The organism is Ruegeria sp. CH10, from assembly GCF_056537125.1.
Genome location: NZ_JBQFQY010000001.1, coordinates 796,421 through 821,486 on the forward strand (window position 1 = coordinate 796,421; position 25,066 = coordinate 821,486).

At 60.2% G+C, this 25,066-nt stretch carries 30 protein-coding genes and 1 other RNA gene; 18 read left to right on the forward strand and 13 right to left on the reverse strand.

All coding sequences use genetic code 11. From position 1 onward, the window contains the following. Window positions 1–118: 118 nt before the first annotated feature. Window positions 119–1,408: a guanine deaminase gene (guaD, locus tag ACRZ94_RS03960; RefSeq protein WP_480650227.1), complete on the forward strand. Its 1,290-nt coding sequence runs from the start codon at window positions 119–121 to the stop codon at window positions 1,406–1,408. On the opposite strand, the gene ACRZ94_RS03965 is transcribed toward guaD, so the two are convergent. The 3 genes from ACRZ94_RS03965 to ACRZ94_RS03975 form a co-directional block, all read right to left on the reverse strand. Further along, window positions 1,405–2,739, reverse strand: coding sequence for an 8-oxoguanine deaminase (locus ACRZ94_RS03965; protein ID WP_480650226.1), 1,335 nt, complete (start codon window positions 2,737–2,739; stop codon window positions 1,405–1,407). The two genes, guaD and ACRZ94_RS03965, sit on opposite strands and share 4 nt — an antisense overlap. A 115-nt stretch (window positions 2,740–2,854) precedes the next feature. Beyond that, window positions 2,855–3,646: a histidinol-phosphatase gene (gene hisN, locus ACRZ94_RS03970; protein WP_480650225.1), complete on the reverse strand. Its 792-nt coding sequence runs from the start codon at window positions 3,644–3,646 to the stop codon at window positions 2,855–2,857. Between the two features lie 45 nt (window positions 3,647–3,691). Further along, window positions 3,692–4,063, reverse strand: a complete 372-nt coding sequence (locus ACRZ94_RS03975; protein ID WP_058280151.1) for a helix-turn-helix domain-containing protein — start codon at window positions 4,061–4,063, stop codon at window positions 3,692–3,694. A gap of 313 nt (window positions 4,064–4,376) precedes the next feature. On the opposite strand from ACRZ94_RS03975, the gene ACRZ94_RS03980 reads away from it, so the two are divergent. Then, window positions 4,377–5,333: an NADPH:quinone oxidoreductase family protein gene (locus ACRZ94_RS03980; protein ID WP_480650224.1), complete on the forward strand. Its 957-nt coding sequence runs from the start codon at window positions 4,377–4,379 to the stop codon at window positions 5,331–5,333. Here ACRZ94_RS03980 and ACRZ94_RS03985 read toward each other — a convergent pair. Next, the gene (locus ACRZ94_RS03985) at window positions 5,330–6,211 is read right to left on the reverse strand and encodes a LysR family transcriptional regulator (protein WP_480650223.1); all 882 of its coding nucleotides are present in this window, start codon (window positions 6,209–6,211) and stop codon (window positions 5,330–5,332) included. The two genes, ACRZ94_RS03980 and ACRZ94_RS03985, sit on opposite strands and share 4 nt — an antisense overlap. A 127-nt stretch (window positions 6,212–6,338) precedes the next feature. Here ACRZ94_RS03985 and ACRZ94_RS03990 point away from each other — a divergent pair, with 127 nt between their 5' ends. Together ACRZ94_RS03990 and ACRZ94_RS03995 are read left to right on the forward strand one after the other, a co-directional pair. Beyond that, entirely contained in the window at window positions 6,339–6,548 is a 210-nt protein-coding gene (locus tag ACRZ94_RS03990) for a DUF1127 domain-containing protein (protein WP_480796714.1), read from the forward strand. Window positions 6,549–6,729: 181 nt separating this feature from the next. Beyond that, the gene (locus tag ACRZ94_RS03995; protein WP_480796715.1) at window positions 6,730–7,509 is read left to right on the forward strand and encodes a Bax inhibitor-1/YccA family protein; all 780 of its coding nucleotides are present in this window, start codon (window positions 6,730–6,732) and stop codon (window positions 7,507–7,509) included. A gap of 136 nt (window positions 7,510–7,645) precedes the next feature. Here ACRZ94_RS03995 and ACRZ94_RS04000 read toward each other — a convergent pair whose 3' ends face one another. Beyond that, window positions 7,646–8,152 (reverse strand): hypothetical protein, encoded by a 507-nt coding sequence (locus ACRZ94_RS04000; RefSeq protein WP_480796716.1) that lies wholly within the window; start codon window positions 8,150–8,152, stop codon window positions 7,646–7,648. A gap of 199 nt (window positions 8,153–8,351) precedes the next feature. Next, complete coding sequence (gene rpmG, locus ACRZ94_RS04005) at window positions 8,352–8,519, reverse strand: 50S ribosomal protein L33 (protein WP_010441901.1); 168 nt, start codon at window positions 8,517–8,519, stop codon at window positions 8,352–8,354. A 283-nt stretch (window positions 8,520–8,802) separates the two neighbouring features. Here rpmG and ACRZ94_RS04010 point away from each other — a divergent pair, with 283 nt between their 5' ends. From ACRZ94_RS04010 to ACRZ94_RS04020, 3 genes are all read left to right on the forward strand, one after another. Next, complete coding sequence (locus ACRZ94_RS04010) at window positions 8,803–9,438, forward strand: DUF1326 domain-containing protein (RefSeq protein ID WP_480650219.1); 636 nt, start codon at window positions 8,803–8,805, stop codon at window positions 9,436–9,438. Window positions 9,439–9,450: 12 nt separating this feature from the next. Beyond that, entirely contained in the window at window positions 9,451–10,281 is an 831-nt protein-coding gene (locus ACRZ94_RS04015) for a DUF2182 domain-containing protein (RefSeq protein WP_480796717.1), read from the forward strand. 64 nt (window positions 10,282–10,345) lie between these two features. Further along, window positions 10,346–10,678: a GYD domain-containing protein gene (locus ACRZ94_RS04020; RefSeq protein ID WP_480650217.1), complete on the forward strand. Its 333-nt coding sequence runs from the start codon at window positions 10,346–10,348 to the stop codon at window positions 10,676–10,678. 9 nt (window positions 10,679–10,687) lie between these two features. Here ACRZ94_RS04020 and rnpB read toward each other — a convergent pair. The 5 genes from rnpB to gatC form a co-directional block, all read right to left on the reverse strand. Next, window positions 10,688–11,087, reverse strand: an RNA gene (gene rnpB, locus ACRZ94_RS04025) — RNase P RNA component class A. 131 nt (window positions 11,088–11,218) lie between these two features. Beyond that, window positions 11,219–11,806: an N-acetylmuramoyl-L-alanine amidase gene (locus ACRZ94_RS04030; protein WP_480650216.1), complete on the reverse strand. Its 588-nt coding sequence runs from the start codon at window positions 11,804–11,806 to the stop codon at window positions 11,219–11,221. Window positions 11,807–11,873: 67 nt separating this feature from the next. Next, a complete protein-coding gene (locus ACRZ94_RS04035) occupies window positions 11,874–12,587 on the reverse strand; it encodes a hypothetical protein (protein ID WP_480650215.1) in 714 nt (237 codons plus the stop codon). Between the two features lie 40 nt (window positions 12,588–12,627). After that, window positions 12,628–14,115, reverse strand: a complete 1,488-nt coding sequence (gene gatA / locus ACRZ94_RS04040) for an Asp-tRNA(Asn)/Glu-tRNA(Gln) amidotransferase subunit GatA (RefSeq protein WP_480796718.1) — start codon at window positions 14,113–14,115, stop codon at window positions 12,628–12,630. A gap of 3 nt (window positions 14,116–14,118) precedes the next feature. Further along, window positions 14,119–14,406, reverse strand: coding sequence for an Asp-tRNA(Asn)/Glu-tRNA(Gln) amidotransferase subunit GatC (gatC, locus tag ACRZ94_RS04045; protein WP_170325838.1), 288 nt, complete (start codon window positions 14,404–14,406; stop codon window positions 14,119–14,121). A 219-nt stretch (window positions 14,407–14,625) separates the two neighbouring features. On the opposite strand from gatC, the gene ACRZ94_RS04050 reads away from it, so the two are divergent. Together ACRZ94_RS04050 and ACRZ94_RS04055 are read left to right on the forward strand one after the other, a co-directional pair. Beyond that, window positions 14,626–14,784, forward strand: coding sequence for a hypothetical protein (locus ACRZ94_RS04050; RefSeq protein WP_480650213.1), 159 nt, complete (start codon window positions 14,626–14,628; stop codon window positions 14,782–14,784). A gap of 146 nt (window positions 14,785–14,930) precedes the next feature. Then, on the forward strand, window positions 14,931–15,494 hold the full coding sequence (locus tag ACRZ94_RS04055; RefSeq protein WP_480796719.1) for a DUF4202 domain-containing protein: 564 nt from the start codon (window positions 14,931–14,933) through the stop codon (window positions 15,492–15,494). Here ACRZ94_RS04055 and ACRZ94_RS04060 read toward each other — a convergent pair. Continuing rightward, on the reverse strand, window positions 15,491–16,141 hold the full coding sequence (locus ACRZ94_RS04060) for a ceramidase domain-containing protein (protein WP_480650211.1): 651 nt from the start codon (window positions 16,139–16,141) through the stop codon (window positions 15,491–15,493). The two genes, ACRZ94_RS04055 and ACRZ94_RS04060, sit on opposite strands and share 4 nt — an antisense overlap. 60 nt (window positions 16,142–16,201) lie before the next feature. Between ACRZ94_RS04060 and ACRZ94_RS04065 the strand changes: the two genes are divergently transcribed. After that, on the forward strand, window positions 16,202–16,894 hold the full coding sequence (locus ACRZ94_RS04065) for a metal-dependent hydrolase (protein ID WP_480796720.1): 693 nt from the start codon (window positions 16,202–16,204) through the stop codon (window positions 16,892–16,894). Here ACRZ94_RS04065 and ACRZ94_RS04070 read toward each other — a convergent pair. Then, window positions 16,884–17,342 carry a nucleoside deaminase gene (locus tag ACRZ94_RS04070; RefSeq protein WP_480796721.1) on the reverse strand — a complete coding sequence of 153 codons (459 nt, stop codon included), beginning with the start codon at window positions 17,340–17,342 and terminating at the stop codon, window positions 16,884–16,886. The genes ACRZ94_RS04065 and ACRZ94_RS04070 overlap by 11 nt on opposite strands. Here ACRZ94_RS04070 and ACRZ94_RS04075 point away from each other — a divergent pair. The 8 genes from ACRZ94_RS04075 (at window position 17,341) to ACRZ94_RS04110 (ending at window position 25,047) form a co-directional block, all read left to right on the forward strand. Next, entirely contained in the window at window positions 17,341–18,213 is an 873-nt protein-coding gene (locus ACRZ94_RS04075; protein ID WP_480796722.1) for a pseudouridine synthase, read from the forward strand. The genes ACRZ94_RS04070 and ACRZ94_RS04075 overlap by 2 nt on opposite strands. A 174-nt stretch (window positions 18,214–18,387) precedes the next feature. Further along, window positions 18,388–19,302 carry a 5-bromo-4-chloroindolyl phosphate hydrolysis family protein gene (locus tag ACRZ94_RS04080; protein ID WP_480796723.1) on the forward strand — a complete coding sequence of 305 codons (915 nt, stop codon included), beginning with the start codon at window positions 18,388–18,390 and terminating at the stop codon, window positions 19,300–19,302. A 30-nt stretch (window positions 19,303–19,332) separates the two neighbouring features. After that, window positions 19,333–20,523, forward strand: a complete 1,191-nt coding sequence (locus ACRZ94_RS04085; RefSeq protein WP_480796724.1) for a toxic anion resistance protein — start codon at window positions 19,333–19,335, stop codon at window positions 20,521–20,523. Next, window positions 20,498–21,484, forward strand: coding sequence for a DUF2927 domain-containing protein (locus ACRZ94_RS04090; protein WP_480796725.1), 987 nt, complete (start codon window positions 20,498–20,500; stop codon window positions 21,482–21,484). The genes ACRZ94_RS04085 and ACRZ94_RS04090 overlap by 26 nt, the downstream gene beginning before the upstream one ends. A gap of 22 nt (window positions 21,485–21,506) precedes the next feature. Next, entirely contained in the window at window positions 21,507–22,655 is a 1,149-nt protein-coding gene (locus ACRZ94_RS04095) for an SPFH domain-containing protein (RefSeq protein WP_480796726.1), read from the forward strand. Window positions 22,656–22,658: 3 nt separating this feature from the next. Next, on the forward strand, window positions 22,659–23,201 hold the full coding sequence (locus ACRZ94_RS04100) for a hypothetical protein (RefSeq protein ID WP_480796727.1): 543 nt from the start codon (window positions 22,659–22,661) through the stop codon (window positions 23,199–23,201). Next, a complete protein-coding gene (locus ACRZ94_RS04105; protein ID WP_480796728.1) occupies window positions 23,198–24,283 on the forward strand; it encodes a TFIIB-type zinc finger domain-containing protein in 1,086 nt (361 codons plus the stop codon). Before ACRZ94_RS04100 ends, ACRZ94_RS04105 begins: the two co-directional genes overlap by 4 nt. Before the next feature lie 95 nt (window positions 24,284–24,378). Then, complete coding sequence (locus ACRZ94_RS04110; RefSeq protein WP_480650201.1) at window positions 24,379–25,047, forward strand: nitroreductase; 669 nt, start codon at window positions 24,379–24,381, stop codon at window positions 25,045–25,047. Window positions 25,048–25,066 lie beyond the last annotated feature (19 nt).

The following is a 25,066-nucleotide window of genomic DNA, read 5'->3' on the forward strand; positions in this document are numbered from 1 at the left end:
ATTGACCCCTAATTAGAAGAAGCAGCTACCGGAAAACAATGACAATGCGGCGATTTACCGACAAGTTTCCCCCGCTTATGCTGTTTCCCGATCCCAATACAGGCGGAGATGACACATAATGGCGCAAAAAACGCTGCTGAAAGGCCGTGTCCTGAGCTTTACCGGCTCTCCCTTTGACGGTGAACCGACCGATGCCGTCAAAATCAGCGAGGCCGTTCTGATCGAGGATGGCCGCATTTCCGCCGTGGCGGATGCGGGTTCCTTGCGCGTTGCTCATCCCGATGCGGTTGTCGTGGATCACGGTCAGCACGTGATCATGGCCGGTTTCGTGGATGCCCATGTGCATTATCCGCAGACCGCGATGATCGCCAGCTGGGGAAAACGTCTGATCGACTGGCTGAACACCTATACCTTCCCCGAAGAGATGAAGTTCGGCGATCCGGCTTATGCCGCCGAGATCGCCAACCGGTATCTGGATCTGACGGCGGCGCACGGCACGACGACCATGTGCAGCTTTTGCACCATCCACCCCGAAAGCGTCGATGCCTTCTTTGCCGCCGCGCAGTCCCGCAATCAGCGTGTGGTCGCCGGCAAAACCTGTATGGACCGCAACGCACCCGACGGGCTGCGCGACACCGCGCAAACGGCCTATGACCAATCCGAAGCCTTGCTGGAGAAGTGGCACGGCATCGACCGGCTGTCCTATGCGATCACGCCGCGCTTTTCGCCCACCTCGACCCCCGAGCAGCTTGAGGCGATGGGCGCGCTCTGGGCCGAACATCCGCATTGCCTGATGCAGACCCATCTGAGCGAACAGACCGACGAGATAACCTGGGTCCGCGAGTTGTTCCCCGAGGCGCGGGATTATCTGGATACCTATGAGAAATTCGGCCTGCTGGGCTCTCATGGCGTTTACGGTCACGTCATCCATCTGGAATCACGCGAGCGGGACCGCCTGCGCGAGGTAGATGCCTCGCTGATCCACTGCCCGACCTCGAACACCTTTATCGGGTCGGGCCTGTTTGACATGGACGGGCTGCTGCGCGACGGCCATCGCGTCGGGCTGGCGACGGATACCGGCGGCGGCTCCAGTTTCTCAATGCTGCACACGATGGCCTCGGCCTATGAGATCGGCCAGCTACGCGGATCGCCCCTGCATGCCGCACAGCTGTTGTGGCTGGGCACAGTAGGATCGGCGCGTTCTTTGCGGCTGGATGACAGCATCGGCAATGTCGCACCGGGGATGGAGGCGGATCTGGTCGTGCTCGACCTTGCCTCAACCCCCGCAATCGCTCAGCGCGAAGCCTGCGCGGACGACCTTTGGGAGGCGATTTTCCCAACCATCATGATGGGCGACGACCGGGCCATCGCCGAGGTCTGGATCAGCGGCCAGCGCGTCACGACCTAAGCCTGCAACGCGCGCGCCAACTGGTTTTGACGCTCGATCACGCGTGGCATGTCCAGGGTCGTGACATGCCCGCCGCGCACGACCTGTCGGCCTTCGACAAACAAGTGTTTTACTTTCATCGGCCCCGCCAGCAACAACGCGGCAGGATCCCAGCTGCCTGCACTTTCGATGCAGCGCGCATCCCAAATGGCAATGTCTGCGCGTTTCCCGGCCGCGAGTCGTCCACAATCGGGGCGGTTCAGCACATCCGCGCCGCCCCTTGTCGCAATCTCCAGCGCCTCGCGGGACGACATCGCATCGGCCCCCTTTGCCACCCGTTGCAGCAACATGGCTTGCCGCGCCTCAAGCATCAGGCTGCCATTGTCGTTACTGGCCGAGCCATCCGCGCCCAGCCCGACCGGTACGCCATGATCGCGCATGGCACGCACCGGAGCTATCCCTGACCCCAAACGGCAATTGGAACAGGGACAATGCGCAACCCCGGTTTGGGTTCTGGCAAACAGATCGATCTCGGCCCCGTCCAACTTGACGCAATGCGCATGCCAGACATCGGGGCCGGTCCAGCCCAGTTCCTCGGCATATTGGCCGGGGCGGCAGCCGAACTGGGCCTGCGAATAGGCGATGTCTTCGTCATTCTCGGCCAGATGGGTGTGCAGCATCACCCCCTTGTCCCGCGCCAGTACCGCCGCGTCGCGCATCAGGTCGCGGCTGACAGAGAAGGGCGAACAGGGTGCCAGCCCGACCCGGCACATCGCGCCCTCAGACGGGTCGTGGAACGCATCCACCACGCGGATCATATCGTCGAGAATCGCCTGTTCCCGCTCAACCAGCGCATCCGGTGGCAGGCCACCATCGCTTTCCCCGATGCTCATCGCACCGCGTGTGGGGTGAAAGCGCAGGCCGATCTCGGCCGCAGCGGCGATCGTTTCGTCCAACCGAGCGCCGTTTGGGTAGAGGTACAGATGGTCAGAGCTGAGCGTACAGCCCGACAACGCCAGTTCAGCCAGCCCGATCTGGGCCGAGACGAACATCTCCTCAGGCCCGAACCGGGACCAAATGGGATAGAGCGTTTTCAGCCATCCGAACAGCAGCGCATCCTGTCCACCCGGCACCGCACGGGTCAGCGTCTGGTACAGGTGATGATGGGTGTTCACCAATCCCGGCGTCACGACACACCCGACGGCGTCGTGAATGTCGCCCGAAGTCTTTAGCCCCTGACCGATCTGTATAATCTGGCCACCTCGGATCAGTATATCTGCCCCCGACAACTCGCGCCGGTCGTCATCCATCGTCAGGATGGTGTCTGCATTCTTGATCAGGATTTCGGTCATTCTGCCCCCTTGCAATACACCCGTTTCGTGCAAGAAGAGCATGGGCTGGCGGAAAACGGGCACAAGAACCAGCCGGGCCGTTTTTACCCGACCGGTCCGGACCCGACAAGCCGTTTCAGTGTTGCGACAATAGTGCCAGCGCCGCCGCGTGGAGGTCTTTGTTCGCCGCAGCCAGAACGCGCCCGCCTTCATGCGCGTGGCCGCCCTGCCAATCGGTGACGATACCACCCGCCGCCTCGATCACCGCAATCGGGGCCTGAACGTCATAGGCGTTCAACCCCGCCTCAATGACCAGATCGACCTGCCCTGCCGCCAACAGCGCATAGGCATAACAATCCATACCATAGCGCGTCAGTTTCACGTGCTGAGCCACGGATTGAAATCCGGCGCGTTCTTCGACGGTGCCAACTTCGGGGAATGTGGTGAACAGAATTGCCTGGTTCAGATCGGGTGTCGCGCGGGTCTGCAATCGTGCCGTGCCAGTTGGGCCGGTCATCTGAGCAATATCCGCCGACCCCACGAACCGCTCGCCTATATAAGGCTGGTCGATCACCCCCATGATCGGGCCGTCCTGCGTGCTGAGTGCGATCAGAACGCCCCATGTCGGCGTACCGCTGATGAAGCCGCGGGTGCCGTCTATGGGGTCCAGCACCCAGGTCCGGCCGCTGCTGCCCTGCACCTGACCGAATTCTTCGCCAAAAATACCGTCATCAGGGCGGTGTTTGGCCAAAACTGCCCGCATTGCCTGTTCGGCATTGCGGTCCGCAACCGTCACAGGGTCAAACCCTTGTGACAGCTTGTTGTCTGTTTCCAGGTTGGCTTGACGGAACAACGGCAAAATAGCCGCACGCGCTGCGTCGGCCATTTCATTCGCTACATCCAGATCGCTTATCGGTGTCTCTTGCATGCGCTACCCGTGCGGTCCGCGCGTGTCAGAGTCAACCCCGTTCGCTCAGGCGACGTCGCTGAGGACCCGAGCCAGTTCAAACAGGCGGCGGCGCTGGTTTTCCGGAATGGCATAGTAGGAACGGACAAGGTCCAAAGCCTCTTTATCGCCCATCAGGTCAGCTGGCACCGATTTCTTGCCAGTTGCTTCCTTCTCGGCCTCCTCCAGACCTTCGAAGAAAAAGCTGACAGGAACGTCCAATGCTTCGGCGATGTCCCAAAGGCGGGATGCGCTGATACGATTGGCACCTGTTTCATACTTCTGGATTTGTTGAAACTTGATACCTACCTGCTGCGCCAACTGCTGTTGGGTCATTCCAATCAGCCAGCGGCGATGCCGGACGCGCTTGCCCACATGGACATCGACGTGATGAGTCATCCGAATTCTCCTCTACTACACACAACCAATTCGGGTGTGCGACATGCCTTACTACCGCAACACTAGCGAGCCGCCCTTAATCACTCCCTAATCAGGAAGGCATCCCCAAATCAGCACCTGATCTAATATTGCGCTTTTTCAGCATTTTTTCAAGAAGGTTGAATCGGTTCTAAAGTGCAGTGGATTAAGGTTGTATCGCACTATGCCTGCACACGTCTTTTTGCGGTCATGCCGACCGCCGGGTTCTGCAGGGTCACAGATTGACATTCCAAGGGCGACACGGACCAATGCGCCAAACCACAGGAGCGCATTCATGCTGGCCTATAGAATTGAAACACAGGGAGCAGCCGCCCGGCTTTGCGAGATAGATACACCCACGCCCGGCCAAGGACAGATTCGGGTTGCTATCAAGGCATGCGGGCTGAATTTTGCAGACCTGTTGATGCAAAAAGGCACGTATCAGGATACCCCACCTGCCCCGTTTACGCAGGGAATGGAAATCGCCGGTGTGATCGACGCCCTGGGGCCAGATGTTGCGCATCTGAAGGTCGGAGACAGAATCGCAGTCTATTCCGGTCAAGGTGGTTTGGCCGAGTTCGGCGTTTTTGACGCCGACCGGGCGATTCCCCTGCCTGACTCCACCAGTTTTGAGGATGCCGCCGCCATCCAGATTGCCTATGGCACCAGCCATCTTGCGCTTGATCACCGCGCGCGGCTGCAACCCGGTGAAACGCTGCTGGTGACCGGAGCCGCCGGTGGTGTGGGCCTGACGGCGGTTGAGATTGGCAAGCTGATGGGCGCGACCGTCATCGCGCAGGCCCGCGGGGTGGATAAGCTGGCCGTTGCCCGCGCCGCCGGTGCGGATCATCTGATCGACGCATCCGAGGACCTGCGCGCGCGTGTGAAAGAGCTTGGCGGCGCAGATGTCGTGTACGATGCCATCGGAGGAGAGGTCTTCAAAGCCGCCTTTCGCGCCACCAACCCCGAAGGCCGTTTGCTGCCCATCGGTTTTGCGGGCGGCGAGGTGCCGCAGATCCCGGCCAACCATCTTCTGGTCAAGAACCTGACGGTGATCGGCTTTTACATCGGGGGATACCTGACCTTCCGGCCCGAGATCGTGCGAAACAGCTTTGAGACGCTGTTCCGCTGGCACTCAGAGGGGCGGATCAAGCCGCATATCAGCCACGTGCTGCCCCTGACCGAAGCAGAGGCGGGCCTGCAACTGCTGCGCGACCGCAGCGCGACCGGCAAGGTCGTGATCACGCCTTAACCAACAACGGCTTTCAGCGGCGCACTGCCCAGCATGCGGAAATTCTGGCGCACCAGATCGGCCAAAGCCTCGACCACCGGGCCACGCCCTGTTTCACCGCCATAGAGGTTGATCATATGGGCCGGTAGCATGGGCAGCACCCCTCCATCGTCAATCTGAACCAAATGTGCCGCTTCGGTCCCGTCCAGCATGGCATGGATGGCCAGATCGGCAGACACGGTGGCCTCAATCGTGCGATCATTTTCGGTTTCGACCGACAACTCCCAAGGCAGCCCGGCCTCATCCAACGCAGCTATTATCTGCGGGCGGAACATGCAGCGACGCCCGACGGCAAGGGGAATCGGGCGCTTGCGCCACGCCGAACCACCCGGCGCTCCGATCCAGCGCAGCGGCAGTTCGGCAACCGTTTCAGCACCATCGCTCGCGCTTGCTTCGGTCGTCAGGATCAGGTCACATTCGCCCTTCTTGAACATATCCTTCAATTGCAATGAATAAGACGACACCAATTGCACCCGCACGCGCGGGAAATCCGCGTTGAACCGCTGCAGTACGCGCGGAATGGCCGGATAGACGATGTCATGCGGAACACCCAGAACAACCTCACCCTCGAACGCCTGATCGGTGAGTTTCGAGATCACCTCATCATTCAACGCGATCATACGGCGGGCATAGGCCAGCAACTGCTCACCCGAGGCTGTCAGCGCAATGGTCCGACCCGAACGATCCAGCAATTCCAGCCCCAGCAACTCTTCCAACCGTTTGAGCTGCATCGAAACGGCAGATTGCGTCAGGTGCAGGAACCCGGCGGCCCGGGTCACGCCACCCTGATCAGCCACCGCAACAAAGGATCGGAGTGTTGTAATGTCCAAATTTCGCATCTTCACGAATCCTTATGCATCACTTCAAAAACATTCATTTTTAAAATGTGTCATGATAGGGCATATAAATCAAGGAAATTGATGTGATCACCTCGATCCATCGGAAAACAGCAAAAGGACAAAAGATATGACCCAAATTACTCTGCACAGACACCGCCCGCACCACCGCCGTTTTGGCCTGCGATTGCTGCTGGACGCCGTATCGCTCTATCGTCAACGTCGCGCCCTGGCCCGTTTGGACGCCCGCGCGCTGGAAGATATTGGAATCACCCGCGAAGAGGCCAAAGCCGAGGCTGCCCGCCCACTATGGGATGCGCCGGACTTCTGGCAAAAATGACTCTGATACTCATCTTATCTCCATGAATGGCGACCCGCTGCCGCAGGTCGCCATTTTTGTTGGCCGTTTTCACCGGAATTCAACGCTAAAGCCTTGAAACAGGCCGCGCAGTTGCCGATATTTGCGAGGAGCGAGGTCTGGTTCCCCAGGCCACAAAAGAATTACGTTAAGGGAGACCTGAATGGCACAATTTGACACGATCCGGACAACGTCCGGCGCGCGCGCGACCCAGATTGACGAGGGTCTTCGCGCACATATGAACAAAGTCTACGGCACAATGTCCGTGGGCATGCTGATCACTGCGCTTGCCGCATGGGCCATCGCGGGCCTTGCCGTCACAGCTGATCCCACCAATGCGGTGGCTCAGATCGGCGCTGATCGCTACCTGACCAGCCTGGGTGGCGCATTGTTCCTGTCGCCGCTGAAATGGGTAATCATGTTCGCGCCACTGGCCTTCCTGTTCTTTGGCTGGGGCGCTCTGATGCGCCGTGGCTCAGCAGCGGCTGTACAGCTGGGGTTCTTCATCTTTGCCGCCGTCATGGGCGTGTCGATGAGCTCGATCTTCATGATCTTCACCCCCTACTCGATCGCGCAAACCTTTATCGTGACCTCGATCGCCTTCGCTGGCCTCAGCCTGTATGGCTACACCACCAAGCGTAACCTGAGCGGCATGGGCACTTTCCTGATTATGGGTGTGATCGGCCTGCTGGTTGCAATGGTCATCAACCTGTTCCTGCAATCGCCGGCGATGATGTACGCCATCTCGGCCATTGGTATCCTGATCTTTGCCGGTCTGACCGCGTTCTACACGCAGGACATCAAGAACACCTATGTCGCGCACGCGATGCACGGTGATCAGGAATGGCTGGACAAAGCCGCCTTTGACGGCGCGCTGAGCCTGTACATCTCGTTCCTGAACATGTTCCAGTTCCTGCTGATGTTCATGGGGCAGCAAGAATAGCGCTGGCTACGAAAGCAAACGTTTCAAGGGCGGACCCGACGGTCCGCCCTTTTTCTTTCCACGATCACCCAACGCCACGACACAAAAAAGGCCCCATCGCTGCGATGGGGCCTTTCTTATTCGAATGCGATTTGGCTTAGCTGCAGTTCAGCGGCACGGCAAAACCCGAGCTCCGCTCGGACGAGCCCTTGCGGAATACATCGCCTGCGGGCAAGCATCCGGTGAACTGCTCAGCATCACGCCCAAAGATTGCGCCGATGCCATTATCTACGCGGGTGCTGTTATTAGCCGTGCGCAGGACGCCGTACAGGGTTCCGTTCACGCTGACGGTGCTGAGGAACAGATTGGTGTCCGATCCGGTCAGGACAACGGCGCTTGTGTCGCTGCGCCCACCATTGTCGATGGCCACGCGGGCGACTTTCTCAGCCTCGGTTTGATCGGTCACGACCGGGAACGTGGGCAGAACGGCCAACTCGGCCGGGACATTGGTCGCAGGCGGCAAGAAAGCGGCCGCTCCGGGCACGTCCGAGATTGTGCGGGGTTCACCATCGATCCCCGTAAACCCAACGCCTTCACGGTTATAGGGGTCCTCACAGGCCGCAAGGGCCAGAATAGTTGCTGTGGATAACAAGATTTTTTTCATGACGGCCAACATTTTGGATCGGTTTGTTGAAGCGTAGGGGTAAGCCTAGACAAAAAGCAACCCACCACGCATCTGATTGCCTGTTGGCCTGATGCTTCGTTGCAACGGCCTGCTCAACACCCCGGCTTGCCGAAGACGCAAAGAAAAAGGGCCCTGCCGTGGCAGAACCCTTTGAAACTGTCCAAGCTGGACGGCAAGATTACTTGATCTTGCCTTCCTTGTACTCGACATGCTTCCGAGCGACCGGGTCGTATTTACGAATGGTCATTTTCTCGGTCATGGTGCGTGCGTTTTTCTTGGTCACGTAGAAGTGGCCCGTGCCCGCGGTCGAGTTCAGACGGATCTTGATTGTCGTCGGCTTCGCCATGGTTATCTCCTGCGTCCGAAAAGGCAGGGGCCTTTCGGTTGAATTCCTATGAGCGTGCGCTTTTACCCGCTACCGCGCCCGAGTCAACCGGATTCCGTCAGCAAAGCGCACAATTCCTTATTGCGCGGCGCAGCGCGGTTTGGTGCGATCACGGTTCTGTGATATGGTCGCGCAATTGCACCCTATCCAAAAGCCGACGACAAGCTCGGTTCGCATGGCAGCGAGTTCAGGCCAGACCCACTGACAGCAGTGATTTTTCGTATGCATGTTAAGGGGGGTTATCATGACGGAATGGAAACTTCAGGCCGAGGAACTGGCCAATTGCAACTGTAACTTTGGCTGCCCGTGCCAGTTCAGCGTATTGCCCACCCACGGAAACTGCGAAGCTCTGGTCGTATTCGATATCGAGTCCGGCCACTATGGTGCCACCGACCTTGCCGGTGTTCGGGCGGCGGGTGTTTATCACTGGCCCGGACCGATTCACGAAGGCAATGGTCAGATGCAACTGATCATCGATGACAGCGCCTCAGACGATCAGAAGGCAGCCCTGCAAGCCATCATGACGGGCGAAGACACCGACGAAATGGCCACGATGTGGTATGTGTTCAGCGCCATGGCCCCCACGAAACACGACACTCTGTACGCTCCGATTGAACTGGACTGGAGCCGCGAAGAGCGCACGGGCTACGCCAAGGTCGCCGGCGTCTTCGATGTCGAGGTCAACCCGATCCCGCACATTGTATCCGGTGCCCCGCATCGCGCCGCGTTCCATTTACCCAACGGGTTTGAGTATCGCACAGCCGAGGCGGCCTCTGGCACAGGCAAGACCAAAGGCGGCGCGATCAGCTTGGGTTTTGAGGCCACCCATGCCCATTTGGCGCATCTCAACATCTCGGGCCACGGCGTTCTGGGCGCATAACCCAGGCTTGCCATGACAACGCCCCCGAACGGAATGATTGATCGCGTGCTGCGGCAGGATCGCAGCGTGGTGTTGGTGTGTGTCTTACTGATCGTATTGGGCGCATCCTGGTATACGATTGCCGGGATCGGCATGAATATGAACGCCATTGACATGACGCGCATGGCCCGCCCGATTGGCAATCCGATGCAGATGGGGGCCGGGGTGCAATGGTCACCCTCTTACGCCGTGCTGATCTTTTTGATGTGGTGGGTGATGATGATTGCGATGATGACCCCCAGCGCGGCCCCTACTGTTCTGCTTTATACTGCGATCAAAAGGGTGGGCCCGGATCATGCCAATGCCGCCCGGTTCAGCCTGTATTTTCTGACTGGCTATCTGGTGGCCTGGGCTGTCTTCAGCCTGCTGGCCACGGGGGCGCAATGGGGGCTTGAGTTAGCCGGGCTGTCGGACGGACCGATGATGACGGTTCGGTCGCGCGTGTTTGCGGGATGTGTGCTGCTTGCGGCCGGGGTCTATCAGCTGTCCAGTCTCAAGACCGCTTGCCTGCGCCATTGCCGCAGCCCGGCGCAGTTTCTGGCCGATCACAACCGCCCTGGGGCCTATGGTGCCTTTCGCACCGGGGCCCTGCATGGGGCGTATTGTCTGGGCTGTTGCTGGGCCCTGATGCTGCTGCTGTTCGTGGGCGGGGTGATGAACCTCTACTGGATCGTCGGCATCGCGCTTTATGTGGCGGTCGAGAAACTGATGCCGCGCGCCACATGGCTGGTTCCGCTGACCGGTGTGGCGCTGATCGGATTTGGCCTCTGGTTGATGGCAGAACCCCTGATCGCAGCAGCTTAACACGCATTTTCGGCCCCATGGACCGGCCCAATCAAAGGTCCATCAACTTAGTCAGGAGGCTCATATGCCCGTTTTCATTACCTATGCATCTTATTCGCAGGAAGGCGCCAGAGGGATGCTGAAGAAACCCTCGGATCGGACCAAGCCCGTCAAAGAGCTTTTGAAAAAGGTTGGGGGCAAGCTGTTGGCGTTTTACGTCACCACGGGCGACAATGACGTTGTGGTCATCAGCGAAGTGCCCGATGGCGCCGATGCGGTTGCTGTTGGTATGGCGGTTGCGGCCTCGGGCGCGGTTTCAAAAGTGGAAACCGTTCGGGCGTGGAAAGCCAAGGATTTTGCAGCCATCCAAAAAAAAGCAGCCAAGCTGACAGGGGCCTATACGCCGCCGGGGCGCTGATCAGGGACTATGCGCGGAGGGCCTGTAAGCCGGATCTTGTTCCGGGGTTGCCCCCTTCGATGACCATTCCTCTAGGCCGTGCATTGCTGCGCGGCTCGAGCTGCCAACCCGGTCCCTCTGGGCCAAGACAGGCTTAGCGGCGGTATCGGCAGACGCCGACCGGCCCGCGCGGGGACCCTATTTGGCATTGCTCCCGGTGGGGCTTGCCGTGCCGCCACTGTTGCCAGCGGCGCGGTGGGCTCTTACCCCACCGTTTCACCCTTACCTGTGACCGAAGTCTCAGGCGGTCTGATTTCTGTGGCGCTTTCCGTCGGGTTGCCCCGCCCGGGCGTTACCCGGCACCGTTGTCTTGTGGAGTCCGGACTTTCCTCTCGGGCCCTTGAGCCCCAGCGGCCATCCGGCCCTCCGCGCGTGGGCTGGGTAGGCTTTAGGCCCGGCGGCGTCAAGGGTGGATCGGTAGGAGGAAGGGGCCAGCCCCTTCTTGGCCTTTGGCCAATTCATCCCCGGGATATTTTTGGCCAGATGAAGGGCGGATCAGGGTTATCCGATCAGCGGCGTGATATCGTCCGGGTGTAGCGGGCCTTTGGCCCAAGGACGATAGCGCAGGCGCACAGCGGCCAGCAGCGTGTCATCGTCAGCATCGGTGGTGTACCCGGCTGCGTTGGCGGCGCTGCGAAAACTCTGCTGTGTTGGGTTTTCCGGGCCTGTCCCCTTGTGGCGCGGGGCTGCGAAGCCCTGGCGTTCGAACCGTTGCCATGGGAACCGTGGGCCGGGATCGATTTTGCGCCCCGGTGCCATGTCGGAATGGCCGATGACGCCCGTTTTTGGTATGTCCCAGCGTGTCATGATCGCAGGCAGAAGCGTTTCCAACATGGCCAGTTGCGGTTCAGAGAACGGATGATCGCCACGATTGTCCAACTCAATCCCGATTGAGCGGGAATTCACATCCCCCTGCCCGTGCCATTCGCCCGCGCCTGCGTGCCAGGCGCGGTCCTCTTCCCGGACCATCTGCCAGAGCATGCCATCACCGCCGATCAGGTAGTGGGCGGACACTTCGTATTGCGGGTCGCACAGCCGATCCAGCGCCGCCTGTGCGCTGGTCATCGCGGTATAATGGATTACCACCATGGACGGTTTTAACCCGTCCCTGCGCGCACCAAAATTGGGGGATGGGCGCCAGATCGGCGCCCGCGGCTCAGTTGTTGACGGCACTGCGGAACGGGCTTGGATCCCAGCTGCAGGCATAACCATCCCCATCCGGATCAAGCCCCTTGCGGTCGCGTTGCGGGCCGCCATTTGCCAGGAATTCCATCTGTGCCTGATCGGCCGAGGGAAACCGGGCACAATTCCGCTGTGCCTTGGCCTGCAGGTTGAAGCCTGCGCGGCTGTACAGCTGGGTCCCGACAGGGTTCGAGGTATTCAGGGCGTATTGGACGATATTGGGCTGACCATCCGCTCCGCGCTGCGGGACTGCGGTAGGCGCGACCACCTCATAGGTCTGGCGATTCTGTTCGATCAGAGCTGCATCGGATTCGATGGACCGACGACCCGAGACCGCTTCGAAATCCTGCTCATCCGAGATTGCATTGTTGGCGGGGGCCACCAGTGGTGCCTGGGCCGGAGCGATGGTGCCTTGACCCGATGTGCTGGCCAAAGCCGCCGCCGTTGCCGATGCAATATCCGCATTGTCGCCAGTCGGCAGGGGCGCGACCGTGCCCGGTGCGCCCAGTTGTTGTTCAGACACCTCAGCGGGGCCAAGCAGCAGGCTTCCTCCAGTGCCCTGCCCGGCCAGCTGCGCCTCGCGCTGAGCCTGGTAAGAGGGCGTGTTGAAGTCCGGACCACCGATCGGGGCCACCGTGTTACAGGCGGCCACCAACCCGATTGCGGGGATCAAAAGCAGTAAGCGCATTCAGCTGCTCCGTCTTGCGTTGTCTTGCCTGACGAGAGATTTACCACCATTTCCCCGGCTTGGCCACAAATCCGGCGGCGTTCTCCAGCGCATAGGCTGTATTGAGCAGATCGCCCTCTTCCCAAGGACGTCCGATCAGTTGCAGACCCAAGGGCAAGCCCTGTTTGTCCAGACCGGCGGGAACAGAAATACCGGGCAGACCAGCCAGGTTCACCGTCACCGTGAACACATCATTGAGGTACATCTGCACCGGATCAGCCTCGGTCATTTCACCCAGACCGAAAGAGGCCGACGGGGTGGCCGGGGTCAGGATCGCGTCGACACCTGCGGCAAAGACATCCTCAAAATCTTTCTTGATCAGGGTGCGCACGCGGCGGGCGCGGTTGTAATAGGCGTCGTAGAAACCTGCCGACAGCACATAGGTGCCGACCATGACGCGGCGCTGCACCTCGTGGCCGAAGCCTTCGGCGCGGGTTTTCTCGTACATCTCGGTGATGCCATCGCCCTGCGCCAGCTGCGCGCGGCGGCCATAACGAACACCGTCATAGCGGGCGAGGTTCGAGGACGCCTCAGCAGGCGCAATCACGTAATAGGCGGGCAGCGCGTATTTGGTGTGCGGCAGGGAAATATCGACGATCTCGGCACCCGCGTCTTTCAGCATCGCAGCACCGTCAGCCCAGAGCTTTTCGATCTCGGCAGGCATACCATCCATACGGTATTCTTTCGGGATACCGATTTTTTTACCCTTGATGTCGCCGGTCAGCATCGCCTCAAAGTTCGGGACGGCCAGATCGGCGCTGGTGGAATCCTTCGCATCGTGACCGCACATGGTTTCCAGCATGATCGCTGCGTCACGCACGTTCTTGGTCATCGGACCAGCCTGATCCAGCGAGGACGCGAAGGCAATAATGCCCCAGCGCGAACAACGGCCATAGGTCGGCTTGATCCCGGTGATACCGACAAAGGCCGCAGGCTGACGGATCGAGCCGCCCGTATCGGTGCCGGTTGCCGCCAGACACAGATCGGCAGCCACGGCCGAAGCCGACCCACCGGACGAGCCACCCGGCGTCAGTTGCGCATCATCATTGCCGCGCCGCCACGGGCTAACCGCATTGCCGTAGGTTGAGGTTTCGTTGCTGCTCCCCATGGCGAATTCGTCCATGTTCAGCTTGCCCAGCATTACCGATCCGGCATCGGCCAGCTTCTGCGAGACGGTGGATTCGTATTCCGGCTTGAACCCGTCCAGAATCTTGGACGCCGCCTGCGAGGGCACGCCCTTGGTGCAGAACAGATCCTTGATACCGATCGGCAGACCACACATTGCGGGCGCGTCGCCTTCTTTGATGCGTGCGTCCGCTGCCTTGGCGCGCTCCAGCGCGATCTCGGGCGTTTTGTGGACAAAGGCGTTCAGCGCGTCGGCGTCATCGATGGCCTTCAGGCAGGCTTCGGTCAGCTCGACCGAGGTTACATCACCCTTGCGCAGCGCGTCGCGGGCCTCGGCCAGACCCAGTTTGTTCAGATCGCTCATGTCTTACTCCACCACTTTGGGGACTGCGAAAAAGCCCTCGCGCGCGTCGGGGGCGTTAGCCAGAACCTTGTCCTGCTGGTTTCCGTCGGTGACCACATCCTCGCGACGTTTCAGGCGCATAGGCTCGACCGAGACCATCGGCTCGACGCCTTCGACATCCACTTCGTTGAGCTGTTCGATGAACCCAAGGATGGTGTTGAACTCGGACGCCAGCGCGGGCAGCGCGTCATCCTCGACCTTGATCCGGGCCAGTTTGGCCACCTTGGCGGCGGTGCTTTGGTCAATCGACATCGGAAAACCTCATATGCGTTAGGGGGCATTTACCCGTCTGCGCACCCGGTCGCAAGAGCGCCGAAGGCGGGATATGGCCCCGATCCCGATGGCTGCCATTCAAATTTGCATATCCCCTATACGAAAAAGTAAACCGATTAGTTCATTTTTACCATTGAAAATATGAACTGAACGGTTCATTTCGTAAAGCACGGCACAACCTCAAACCGGAGTAAGACAATGAAAACCTTCGCAACCGCATTCGTTTTGGCCACCACTGTTCTTGCGGCACAGGCACAGGCATTTGGCCCGACCATGGACAGCCTGACGCGCGACCTGACCTTTCCCGAACCCGTCTCGCAGCCGGTGACCCAAGATCAGAATACACTGGGCAAATGACATGCCCCCCCTGCCCGGGTCGGGCAAATGATGTCCGGCCCGGCAAATCTGCAATTGACGACCGCGATTGTTACATCCTACCGCTAGTATTGAGATCATGATGCGCCGAACCACACAGCTGGGACGGCAAGCCAACGGAGCGGAAGATGAACGCGCGAAAGCAAGCAGTTCTGGACGCGATAGACGCGGCCAACAGCCAGGATCCCAACCTCGATGACGGCCAGCCGGTCGAGTTGTTATACGGTCAGCGCATGAGCGCCGAGATGGACCGGCTGTTCCCCGATGCCTCGGACGTTTTACAGATCGCAGCCCGCGGTCAGCATGTGGAACGCTGGAAACTGGCGCGCAGCGAATACCCCGAAGGCCGCGCCGGATACCTGGCCTGGCGCAAGGCGCAGGGCGTGCATCATGCCGAGGTCGTCATGGAATTGATGCGGCAGGCAGAATACGGCGCAGACGAGATCGAAACCGCCGGGCGCATGCTGCGCAAACAGGGCATCAAGCGCGATGACGAAGTTCAGGCGCTGGAAGACGTGATCTGTTTCGTCTTCCTGAAATGGTATTTCGCCCCCTTTGCCGAGAAACATTCGGCCGAGAAAATCCAGAGCATCGTTGAGAAAACCGCCCGCAAAATGTCAGCAGATGGCAGGGCGCGGGTGCTGGCTGAATTCGATCTGCCTGATCCTCTGGCCGCCGCGTTCCGCGATTAACGAAGGCGGATCATGTGACGCCGGTAAACCTCGATCATCCAGCCCAGCATGGTGGCGTTCAGGATGTGCCACATGAAATGGGTGCCCAGCGGCACCTGACCGCAGAGCGGCTCGTCCAATGCGCGGAAGGTGATTGAGGCGATCAGGATAAAAGCCCCGATGGCTAGCCCTCGGGCGGTGTCTGGTGTGCGGTTGCGCAGCAGAAAAGCGTAGATCAGGATCAGCAGTGGCACCGGCGCATACGCGGCTGATCCACCAAGACCCGGCACAAACTGAAACAACGGAATCGTTGCGGCGGCATAGGGGATGAAAAGGCCCGTCAAAAGCGCGGCGGGCAGCCATCGCATCTGCCAGACATCCCGGTTGATCGCGAAGATATAGACCAGAATATAAATCAGGATCGGCGCGACATCCGCCAGCGCCGCCCAGACCTGCGCATGGGTGTGAAACAGGTAACTGCCGATCCCGATGGCGGCCAGAATACCCACCAGCACCATCGCCAGCGGCATTCCCTGTCCGCGCACCCGCCGCCACATAATGAAAGCCGCGATCAGAAACGCGCCGTTTGTCACCGCGTTGATCGGCTCGGCCCAATAAGCGGGTGTAAGACGCTCGCAATATCCGTCGATTTCCTGAAACCAGTCCATGAACTTTTACATAGCCGATGCTAAGTTGATGCCAACAGTTTGTTTTGGGAGGATGAATTCATGAACATCATTTGGCTGGGCCACGGCAGCTTTCGCATCGAAACCGGCGGGCAGGTTCTGCTGATCGACCCATGGCTAACCGGCAATCCGGTGCTTGAGGACCATCATCACGACAACGCGCTGGACGGGGCAACGCATATCTTGCTGACCCACACGCATTTCGACCATGTGGCGGATGTTGTGTCGCTGGCCAAACACCTCAAGGTGCCCGTGGTCGGACAGTACGACCTGATGGGCTATTGGGCCGAGGCGGAAGGTATCGAAACCATTGGCTTCAACAAGGGCGGCACGGTGAACCTGAACGGGGTGATGGTATCGATGGTGCCCGCGTCGCACAGTTCGACCTTTTCAACCCCCGATGGGCTGCGCACGGGCGGCAGCGAGGTCGGGTTCATGATCGCGTCCGAGGGGCACATGCTCTATGTCTCGGGCGACACCGACATCATGGCGGATATGGACTGGATGGGGGATTACTACAAACCCGATATTGGCATCCTGTCAGCGGGCGGGCATTTCACCATGGATATGAAGGGTGCGGCCTATGCGGCCAAACGGTATTTCAACTTCAAGACCGTGATTCCCTGCCACTACAAAACCTTCCCGATTCTCGAACAATCCGCACAGGCACTGATCGATGGCCTGCCCGGGGTCGATGTGATCGAGCCGGAACTGATGACGCCCATTACGCTTTAGGGTCACGCCGCGCGGCAAAGAACGCTTTGAGCAAATCGGCGGCCTCCTGCCCAGCGATGCCGTCGTAAATCTCGGGCGTGTGGTGGGCCTGTGTGTGCGTAAAGACCCGCGCGCCGTGGGCCACGCCACCGGATTTCGGGTCGGCTGCGCCATAATAGATGCGCCGGATACGCGCCGCCGCCAGCGCTGCGGCGCACATGGCGCAAGGTTCCAGCGTGACATAAAGGTCATGATCCGGCAGGCGTTCCGACCCGGCCTCGGCACAGGCCGCGCGCAAGGCAAGGATTTCCGCATGCGCTGTGGGATCGTTCAGCTCGCGGGTGCGGTTGCCTGCTGTGGCCACCACGCGATCACCCTGCACGATGACGGCGCCCACGGGCACCTCTCCGCGATTGGCTGCTGCGCGCGCCTGTTCCAGCGCGATATTCATGAAGGACTTGAACACCATGCCTCTGACTGCATCAGAAACCTGTCTTTCGCAAGGCGGCCGGATGCGCTATGGGCTGCGGATGACCAAAACCCCTCCTCCCGGCGACCGGATCGCCAAAGTGCTTGCCCGCGCAGGCGTCGCCTCGCGCCGTGAAGCCGAACGCATGATCGAAGCCGGTCGTGTGAGTGTGAATGGCAAGACCATCACCAGCCCTGCCCTGAACGTCACCGGCAAAGACCGGATCACCGTGGATGGCAAACCGGTGTCCGAGCCTGAACCTTCGCGCCTGTGGCTTTATCACAAACCGCCGGGGCTGGTGACGACAACGCGCGACGAAAAAGGCCGCGCGACGATCTTCGACAACCTGCCCGAGGACATGCCCCGCGTCATGAGCGTTGGGAGGCTGGACCTGAATTCCGAAGGCTTGCTGCTGTTGACCAATGATGGCGGCATCAAGCGCAAGCTCGAACTGCCCTCAACCGGGTGGCTGCGCAAATACCGCGTGCGGGTGAACGGACGCCCCAAGGACGAGGATTTTGCCCCTCTGCGCAAGGGTTTGGTGATTGAAGGCGAACGGTTCCTGCCCATGGATGTCTCGCTTGACCGTCAGCAGGGCGCGAATGCGTGGCTGACAATAGGTCTGCGCGAAGGCAAAAACCGCGAGATTCGCCGCGCGATGGAGGATATCGGCTATGCCGTGAACCGCCTGCTGCGCGTGTCCTATGGGCCGTTTCAACTGGGCAGCCTGAAACCCGGCGAAGTCGAGGAAATCCGCCGCCGGGTCATGCGCGACCAGTTGGGGCTGGAGGCGGAACCTGAACCCAAGCCGAAACGCCCCGCGCGCCCGCAAAGAAAACGGGCACCAATCGGCAAAAAATCTCGGAACTGAGGCGGGTTTCGCAACCTTCCCCCTAGCGCCAAGCCCGCGCATCCCCTAAATTTTCTGTGAACGCTGCAATTGGGGGGCGCCATGTCAGGGACCGGAGTTCAAAAGCTGGCTTATGCAGCCCTGCTTGTGCTGTTGTTCGGCGTCTGTACCGGTTTGCTGGGGGGCCTCTGAGCTATGGCCAAGCGGTATGGCGGAAAATTCAGCCCTCAGGGCGGCGGATCCGAGGATGACCAGCCTGCGCGCGGGCAGTTCCACGGCGCGCGGGTCGAACCCGCGGGTGCGCAGGCGAATATCCTGTTTCTGCCTGCAATACCGCTGGTATTCCTGTCGCTGAATGACGGCGCAATCGGCATGACCATCGGATTGGTCGCGGCGGGTCTATTGACCGGCGCCGCCTTTCTGCTGCGCGAAGGGTTACGGGCCGAGGCCGCCTACAATGCCCGCCGCACAGCGCGACGTCCTGCTTTCCCCCGCAAGATTTTCGCCAGCGTTCTGACCGGGCTGGGCACAGCATTGGCCGCGTATCGGACCGAATATCTGGATGCCGAAGCGGCGGCGCAGGCCAGCCTGATCGCGCCCATCCTGTTTGGTGGCGCGGCGGCAGCCCTGCATTCCGTGTCTTTCGGGATCGATCCAATGAAAGACAAGGGCATGGAAGGGATCGATACGTTCCAGCAAGACCGCGTCGCCCGCGTGGTTGAAGATGCCGAAACCCACCTGACCGAGATGACCGATGCCATCAAACGCGCGGGCGACCGTCGGGTCGAGGCGCGGGTTGAACGGTTTCAGGACACCGCCCGCGATCTGTTCCGCACAGTCGAAGAAGACCCGCGCGATCTGGCCGGTGCCCGCAAATACCTGACCGTCTATCTGCAGGGCGCGCGGGACGCGACGGTCAAGTTCGCCGACGTCTATGCCCGCACCCGCGACGCGCAGGCTTTGGCGGATTTCACCGCATTGCTGGACGATCTGGAAAAGAACTTCGCGGCCCGCACCCGCAAGATGCTATTGGATGACCGCAGCGATCTGACGGTTGAAATTGACGTGCTGCGCGAACGCCTGCAGCGCGAAGGCGTCCGGTTAGACTGACCGGCCTAATATTTGAGAAAGGATTACCCCATGTCCGATGCGATCAAGAACAAGGCGGTCGAGGCCGAAACGCTGGTGCAAGAGGTGACAGCCGTCGCCCTGCCCGATCCGACGGCCGAGGTTGTCTCGCTGGAGGAGGCCGACGAACCCGTCAGTGCCGAGATTCGCAAGCGGATGGATGAGATAGACATGGACAACACCAATTCGATCGTCTCATTCGGCTCGGGCGCACAAGCCGAGTTGCAGGAAATCAGCCAAGCCATGCTGGCAGATGTGCGTAACAAGGATGTCGGCCCCGCAGGCGACAGCCTGCGTAACATCGTCACCACCATCCGCGGCTTTTCCGTCAGCGAACTGGACGTGCGCCGCGAACGCAGCTGGTGGGAAAAACTGCTGGGCAAGGCCGCCCCTTTCGCCAAGTTTACTGCCCAATACGAAGAGGTTCAGGGCCAGATCGACCGCATCACCGACGATCTGCTGAGCCATGAGCATACCCTGCTGAAAGACATCAAGTCTCTGGACCTGCTTTATGAAAAGACGCTGGGTTTCTATGACGAACTGGCGCTGTATATCGCGGCGGGTGAGGAAAAGCTGACCGAGCTGGACAGCCATGACATCCCCGAAAAAGAGGCCGAGGTTCAGGCCGCGCCCGAGGACCAACAGGTGATGAAAGCGCAGGAGTTGCGTGACATGCGCGCCGCGCGTGATGATCTGGAACGCCGGGTGCATGACCTGAAACTGACCCGTCAGGTGACGATGCAGTCGCTGCCTTCGATCCGTCTGGTACAGGAAAATGACAAGTCGCTAGTCACCAAGATCAACTCGACTTTGGTCAACACCGTACCGCTGTGGGAGACCCAGCTGGCGCAGGCCGTCACTATTCAGCGCAGCGCCGAAGCTGCCTCGGCCGTGCGTGACGCTAACGATCTGACCAATGAGTTGCTGACCTCGAACGCGGCCAATCTGCGGCAATCGAACAAGATGATCCGCGAAGAGATGGAGCGCGGCGTCTTTGACATCGAAGCTGTCAAACAAGCCAATGCCGATCTGATCGGGACCATCAACGAAAGCCTTGCGATTGCGGATGAAGGTAAGGCCAAACGCGCCGCTGCCGAGCAAGAGCTGCAAAAGATGGAGACCGAACTGCGCGATACACTGGCCGCAGCCAAGGCGCGCAAGGACGGAACAGGCGACAATGCCGGAACGGCTGTGCCGGGCTAAGGTCGTGCGGGCGTTCAGGACAAGCAGATTTGCGCTGGGTCTTGTCGCGCTTTTGGCCTTGGCCAATTGCGACGAAACCCTGACGTCGTCGGTTGTCCCGCAACCGCGTCCCGAACCGCCTGCGCCCGCCCCCAATGCCTATGTCCCGCCTTCGGCCGCCAGCCAGGATCTGGCGCGGTTTTATCAGCGTGTTGAACGCGATCTGGTCACGCGCGGCTTGCTGAGAACGGATGGCGGCGGACCAGACACGCCCTATGACGCCAGTGATCTGGAACGAAACTTTGAGGCGATTGCCTTTTACAATGAATACCCCGATCACGCGGTGACCGCGACGACCTATAGCACCGAAGGACAGCTAAGCCGCTGGAGCAATCCAATTCGCGTGCAGGTCGAGTTTGCCCCCACCGTCGCGCCCGAGCAGCGCGAACAGGATACCGCACTGGTCGCGGCCTATACGGAACGGCTGGCGCGGCTCACGGATCACCCGATGTCGGTCGTTGCGTGGAAGCCGAATTTCCACGTGTTCTTTGCGGGCAAGGATGACAGCGCCTACGTTGTCTCGCGGCTCAAAGAACTTGCCCCTGGGGTTAGCCAGCCGGTTCTGGATCTGGTTGCAAACCCCCGCGCGAATATCGACTGTTTCGTCATTGCCTCGCCCACCAACCGGTCCCCGAACCAATTTGTAAGGGCGGTGGTTCTGATCCGAACCGAGCTGCCTGATCTTTTGCGGCGCAGTTGCATCCACGAGGAAATGGCACAGGGGCTTGGCCTGTCGAATGACAGCCGCGCAGCACGACCGTCGATCTTCAATGATGACGACGAATTTGCGCTGTTGACCAGTCATGACGAAAAGCTTTTGGCGATGCTGTACGATCCTCGGCTTGCCCCCGGCGTGACGGTCGAGAACGCCCGCCCCGTTGCCCGCATTATTGCACGTGAATTGATGGGCCAGCCGCTCTGAGCCCAAGGATAAGGAGGCCCAAATGGGTATTTTCGATTTTCTGACCGGAGAGTTCATCGACGTCATTCACTGGGTCGACGACACCCGCGACACCATGGTCTGGCGGTTCGAACGTGAGGGGCATGAAATCAAGTACGGTGCCAAGCTGACGGTGCGCGAAGGTCAGGCGGCCGTGTTTGTGCACGAAGGCCAGCTGGCGGATGTCTTCACGCCCGGGCTTTACATGCTTGAAACCAACAACATGCCGATCCTGACCACGCTTCAGCATTGGCATCACGGTTTTCAGTCGCCCTTCAAGTCCGAGGTCTATTTCGTCAACACGACCCGGTTCAATGATCTGAAATGGGGCACCAAGAATCCGATCATGCTGCGTGATCCGGAATTTGGCCCGACGCGCATCCGGGCATTCGGCACCTATACGACCCGGGTCAAGGACCCTGCGAAATTCATGGTGGAAATCGTCGGCACCGACGGTGAATTCACCATGGATGAGATCAGCTTTCAGATCCGCAACATCATCGTGCAGGAGTTCAGTCGCGTGATCGCCGCCTCAGGCATTCCGGTGCTGGACATGGCCGCCAACACCGCCGATCTGGGCAAGCTGATCGCGGCCGAGGTCTCGCCCGTGCTGGACGGCTATGGCTTGGAGATGCCCGAATTCTATATCGAAAACATCTCGCTACCGCCCGCGGTTGAGGCGGCGCTGGACAAGCGGACCTCGATGGGGCTGGCGGGCGATCTGGGCAAATTCACCCAGTATTCCGCAGCCGAGGCAATGACCGCTGCCGCAAACAATCCCGGTCAGGGCAGCGGCATGGGTGCCGGCCTTGGCATGGGCATGGGAATGGCCATGGCGCAGCAAATGGCGAACATGGCAGCGGGCCAGCCGTCCGGCCCGTGGGGCGGGTCCGCCCCCGCTGCCCCGCAACCGGCTGCGCAAATGGCACCGCCCCCTCCTCCGCCCGTTGAGCATGTTTGGCATATCGCGGTAGATGGGCAGACCAGCGGGCCGTTTTCCAAAGCCAAAATGGGCCGCATGGCAACCGACGGAGAGATCACCCGCGACACCCATGTCTGGACCGCCGGTCAGGACGGGTGGAAGAAGGCGGGGGATGTACAGGAACTGGCGCAGCTGTTCACGATCCTGCCGCCACCTCCGCCGGGCGCGTGATCGGTGACGGCGAAAGCCGACATATCCGCGTATTCGCAGCAAGAGATCAGGCGCGCCATTAACTTGAGCGCAATACTCGGATGGTTTTGCGTTATTGGCGCGCCGATGCTTTTTGATCTTTTCCAAAGCGGATGGGACGCCACTCTGTGGTCTCTATTTCAGTTATTGACCTTATTTGGTGTGCCCTCGGCTTTTCTGATCGCATGGGTTTTCGTCGCACCCGCCCTGCGTAAGATGATGCGCAAGCCGGTTACTTTTTTCCGGGCAGCTAGTTGGGGGGGAGCGATCAGCACAGGTCTTGTTCTGCTGAGTATTGCAATCGGTCGGCTAAGAGGATGGCATCAATCGCACAACGATAATTTCGATTCTCAAATCGGGGGCGGCGATTTCGTGAAATCTGTTGATGGTATACTGACGCCTTATGGATGGCAGGTTCTGGCGCATAACTCTCTCTTGTTTATTGCCGTTTGCATCTTCGTGGCTGTCGTGATCCGCTCAATCATCGGCCCGGGAAAGCCTGTTCGGCCTGCCGAGGTTCAGCGATGACCGAAGAACACAGATTCCCGTGTGAGCAATGCGGCGCGGATTACCGATTCAACCCGACCGACGGCACGCTGACCTGTGACCATTGCGGGCATTCGGACGCTATCAGCGCTGGCCCATGGGGCGGAGCCAGCCTGAAAGAACTGGATTTCGATGCCGCCGTCGCCGACCGCCTGCCCGACAGCGAGATTGAGGAAACGCGCGTTCTTTCCTGCCCCAACTGCGCCGCTCAGGTCGAGTTCGACCCGGCCACCCATGCGGCGGAATGCCCGTTTTGTGCCACGCCTGTGGTGACGGATACCGGGGTGAATCGGCATATCAAACCGCGTGGCGTGCTGCCGTTTGCGCTGGATGAACGCACGGCGCACAAGGCGATGGGCGATTGGCTGGGGCGGCTCTGGTTCGCGCCGAACGGGCTCAAGGACTATGCCCGCAAGGGGCGCAGGATGCAGGGGATCTATGTGCCCTACTGGACCTTTGATGCGGATACGCAATCCAGCTATCGCGGGGAACGCGGCACGGTTTACTATGAGACCCGGACCGTCATGCGCGATGGCAAGCGGGTGCAGCAGCAGGTTCCCAAGGTGCGCTGGTCGCCAAAATCCGGGCGGGTCAAACGGTTCTTTGACGATGTGCTGGTGCTGGCCTCACACTCTCTGCCCAAGACATACACGGACGCGTTAGAGCCCTGGGACCTGCCCGCGCTGGAGCCTTATCAGCCGCAATATCTGGCCGGTTTCCGGGCCGAAGCCTATACGGTCGAGCTGCAGGAAGGCTATGCCGAGGCGCGCGGTCAAATGGCGCGAGTGATTGAGCGGGACGTGCGGTTTGACATAGGCGGCGACCGCCAGCGGATACATGCGATCGATACCGATGTGCGGGATGTCACCTTCAAACACATCCTGCTGCCGGTCTGGTTGGCGGCTTACAAATACCGCGGCCAAACCTATCGCTTTGTGGTGAACGGGCGCACGGGCCGCGTGCAGGGGGAACGCCCCTGGTCGGCCATCAAGATCACCATCGCGGTCATTCTGGGCCTGCTGGTGGCCGCCGGTGTCGGGTATTTGATGGCAACGTCTCAGTAAAGGCGGCACCTTAGAGCGCGCAAGCTGTTAGCGCTTGAACTTCGCCCGAGCAGACGCCATTCTGCGCCGCGTCAACATCGGGTGGGGAGGGCCGTGTGACTTTATCCGATCTGAATCAGTTGCTAAGCGCGCGCCATTCATGTCGTGCTTTCCTGCCGGATCAGGTTCCCAAAGATCAGATCGAACAAATCCTGACCAGTGCCGCGCGCGTGCCAAGCTGGTGCAACGCCCAACCCTGGCATGTGATTGTCACCAGCGGGGCCGAGACCGACCGGTTTCGCGACGCGATGCAGGCCGAGGCGATGACCGGCGCGCCCGCCCCGGACCTGCCCTTTCCGGCATCCTATACCGGGGTCTATCAGGACCGCCGCCGCGCCTGCGGCTGGGCCTTGTACGAGGCGGTCGGAGTGGAACGGGGCGACCGCGCGGCGTCGGCCCGACAGATGATGCAGAATTTTTCGCTATTCGGGGCACCGCATTGCGCGATCCTGTCCAGCCCGGCGGAACTGGGTGCCTATGGGGCGCTGGATTGCGGTGGCTTTGTGACTGCGTTTTCACTGGCCGCCCAGGCGCTTGGCATCGCCACGATCCCTCAGGCGGCATTGGCCAGCTACGGCCCGTTTCTGCGGCGCTTTTTTGACATCCCCGAGGATCGCCTGATCCTGTGCGGTATCTCATTTGGCTATGCGGACAAGGACCACCCGGCCAACGGGTTTCGAACCGACCGCGCCGGGCTAGAGGAGCTCGTCCAATGGCAGGGCTAAACTCCGTATCGGTCGGAGA